4 protein-coding genes are annotated in these 2563 nt (G+C 64.5%); all 4 read left to right on the top strand.

What is annotated here, in order from left to right; genetic code table 11:
• The first annotated feature begins 137 nt into the window (after positions 1-137).
• The 4 genes from GXW74_RS27655 to GXW74_RS27645 all read left to right on the top strand — a co-directional run bounded on the left by GXW74_RS27655 (position 138) and on the right by GXW74_RS27645 (position 2467).
• On the top strand, positions 138-710 hold the full coding sequence (locus GXW74_RS27655) for a recombinase family protein (protein ID WP_211850137.1): 573 nt from the start codon (positions 138-140) through the stop codon (positions 708-710).
• 155 nt (positions 711-865) lie between these two features.
• Positions 866-991 carry a hypothetical protein gene (locus GXW74_RS28535; protein WP_272877381.1) on the top strand — a complete coding sequence of 42 codons (126 nt, stop codon included), beginning with the start codon at positions 866-868 and terminating at the stop codon, positions 989-991.
• A 48-nt stretch (positions 992-1039) separates the two neighbouring features.
• Positions 1040-1237 carry a hypothetical protein gene (locus tag GXW74_RS27650; protein WP_211850135.1) on the top strand — a complete coding sequence of 66 codons (198 nt, stop codon included), beginning with the start codon at positions 1040-1042 and terminating at the stop codon, positions 1235-1237.
• 234 nt (positions 1238-1471) lie between these two features.
• Positions 1472-2467 (top strand): tyrosine-type recombinase/integrase, encoded by a 996-nt coding sequence (locus tag GXW74_RS27645; protein WP_211850133.1) that lies wholly within the window; start codon positions 1472-1474, stop codon positions 2465-2467.
• Positions 2468-2563: the final 96 nt, after the last annotated feature.

The raw sequence follows: 2563 nt of genomic DNA, 5'->3' as shown, positions 1-2563 counted from the left end.
CCAAAATCGGTCGTTGTTGGGAGATCGAGGCAAGAAAGTCACAAACGGCATCCTGAAACGTTCTGGCATCTCCCAAAACTTGTCCCAAAACTACTTGGTCCGTATCTGGCGTCGACCACGAGATTCGGGAGAACTGGATGCTGCTTGGGTATGCTCGCGTGTCTGTCCTGGATCAGAACCATGCCCTGCAACTTGATGCCCTCCGCGCGGCGGGGTGCGAGCGGGTGTTCACCGAGACGGCGAGCGGAGCCCGGACGGATCGACCCGAACTTGCCCGCCTGATGGAACAGGCGCGGGAGGGCGACGTCGTGGTGTGCTGGCGGCTGGATCGTCTTGGGCGCAGCCTGAAACACCTTCTCGACCTCGCGGAGAAACTCCAACGCCGTGGGATCGGGCTGCGATCCATCACGGAGAGCATCGATACTTCGACGCCCGCCGGACGGTTCCTGTTCGCGATCCTGGGCGCCCTGGCGTCGATGGAGCGCGAGATTATCGTCGAGCGTACCAGGGCGGGCCTGGCTGCTGCTGCGGCTCGCGGTCGTCGAGGCGGTCGTCCGGTCGTCCTGACCGAGGCCAAGGTCCGTGCCGCCCGCGCGATGCTGGCGAGCGGCGAGATGTCGGCAGGCGAAGTCGCGCGCCAGGTCGGGGTCAGCCCTTCGACGTTGTACCGGCATCTCCCTGGTGGCCGCAGCGGCGTCATCACGGCCTGAGGGTGGACGTCTTCGACGAACTCCGGCGGCATCCATGTTGGTTCTGCGATGGCGCCGGTTGTACCTGGTCGGACGGTGAACGTCGGGCCTGTGCAGTGTGCCACGGTACAGGGCTGATCAGCACAACCCCTCCGTCGACATCCGAGATGGTCGCCATGCTGGCCCGACTGTCCTCGACCGCGCAGATGACGTTCTCGGCCGAGGACATGGCCCGGATCACCGAGATCGAGTGGATCGTCATCGCCTGGCTGTCCGAGATGAACGACGTCGACGAGGGTTAAATACGTCCAGAACGAGAGCCAGGACTTCACCTGGTCGGAGGACCCATCATGGCCAAGACCACACATCGCCACATCGCCACGCTGCATATCGATCCCGTCCACTGGCAGCGCCTCGGACGCATCATCGAGGAAGGTGACGAGTTCCGCCTGATCAGCAAGGACACCAGCACCGATGACATCTGGATCATCACGGTCGGCTGCGCGTCGGATGCGGTGCGTTCCCGGATGGAGGACGGCTGGGGCTGAAGGTCGTCAGAGTTTTGCCAAGCGGTTTTCGAGGGAACGCTGTGAGAAGTCGTCCTGGTGATCCCCGACGCATTCTCACGCATCCCCGTCCTGGTCGTCGCCCAGGCGTCCACCACGGCCTGATCGATGGCAACGGTCTACCGCCGGGGCACGACGTGGTGGGTTCGGTTCCAGTGGCGCGGGACCTCAATCCGCCGTTCGGCCCGCACATCATCCAAGGTCGTCGCCCAGAGAATGCTCGCGCGGCTGTTGGAGGAACATCGTCGTCTCGACCGTGATGGTCGTCCGCGTCGAACCTATCGCGAGGCCCTCGAACGCTTCTGGACCGAGTACATGCCGACCCTCAAACCGGCGAGCCAGAGACGGTACCGCGCCAGTTTCCGGCAACTCGCCAAGGACTTCGGGACGCTCTACCTCGACGAAATCACCCGTGGGCGCCTGGCCGACTACGCCACGGCCCGGCTCAAGGGCGGCGTCAAAGGCCCGACGGTTCGACGTGACCTCGCCGCCCTCAGTTGCCTCTGCTCCAGCGCGATCACCTGGGACTACATCGACGTCAACCCGGTCCGCCAGTTCGGCAAGCGTCACATCAAGGAAGCTCCGCCCAGGACCACATACCCGACGGTCGACCAGGTCGAGCAGTTGGTGGCCCGTGCCCCGCCCATGGCAGGCCGCATCATCCGTCTCCTGTCCCAGACGGGGATGCGGCTAGATGAGGTCTGCTCGATGGAATGGTCGCAGGTTTCGATCCCTCGGCGCGAAATCAGGCTGACGAAGACCAAGACGTCATCCCCTCGGGTGGTCCCCTTGAGCGACGAGGCCCTCGGCACGCTCCTGGGCACACCCCGGCACGTCACGTCGTCATTCGTGTTCTGGCGCGGCGACGGGGACCGCTACACGACGTTCTCGGGGACATTTCGCAAGATCGCAGCCCGAGCCGGGGTCCCATTTCGGTGCCACGACCTCCGGCACCATTTCGCGTCCGAGTTCGCCCAGCGGACCGGCGACATCGCCGCGCTACAAGCCATCCTCGGCCACAAGGCCATCGCGATGACCATGCGGTACTCGCATCTCGTCACCGAGCACCTTCACCGGGCGATGAAAAAGCATGCTGCTGGCGGCCCGAGCACAAACGCGGGCACGAACACCACGAAGATCGATCCTGGGACCTTCGTCGACTCCCTGGCCGGTCAGGTCGGCGACGACCCCGGGGAACCGCCAAGCCCCTGAATTCCCCCAGCATCCTTCGGCCATGCAGGCCGTCGAGAAGCTGGTGCCCGCCGCCGGACTCGAACCGGCACATCCTTGCGGATTGCGGATTTTAAG

This window comes from Neoroseomonas eburnea, from assembly GCF_018129005.1.
In the GTDB taxonomy this organism is placed as follows: domain Bacteria; phylum Pseudomonadota; class Alphaproteobacteria; order Acetobacterales; family Acetobacteraceae; genus Neoroseomonas; species Neoroseomonas eburnea.
Note: the sequence above shows the minus strand (reverse complement) of the source record. Positions and strands in the feature narration are given on the sequence as shown.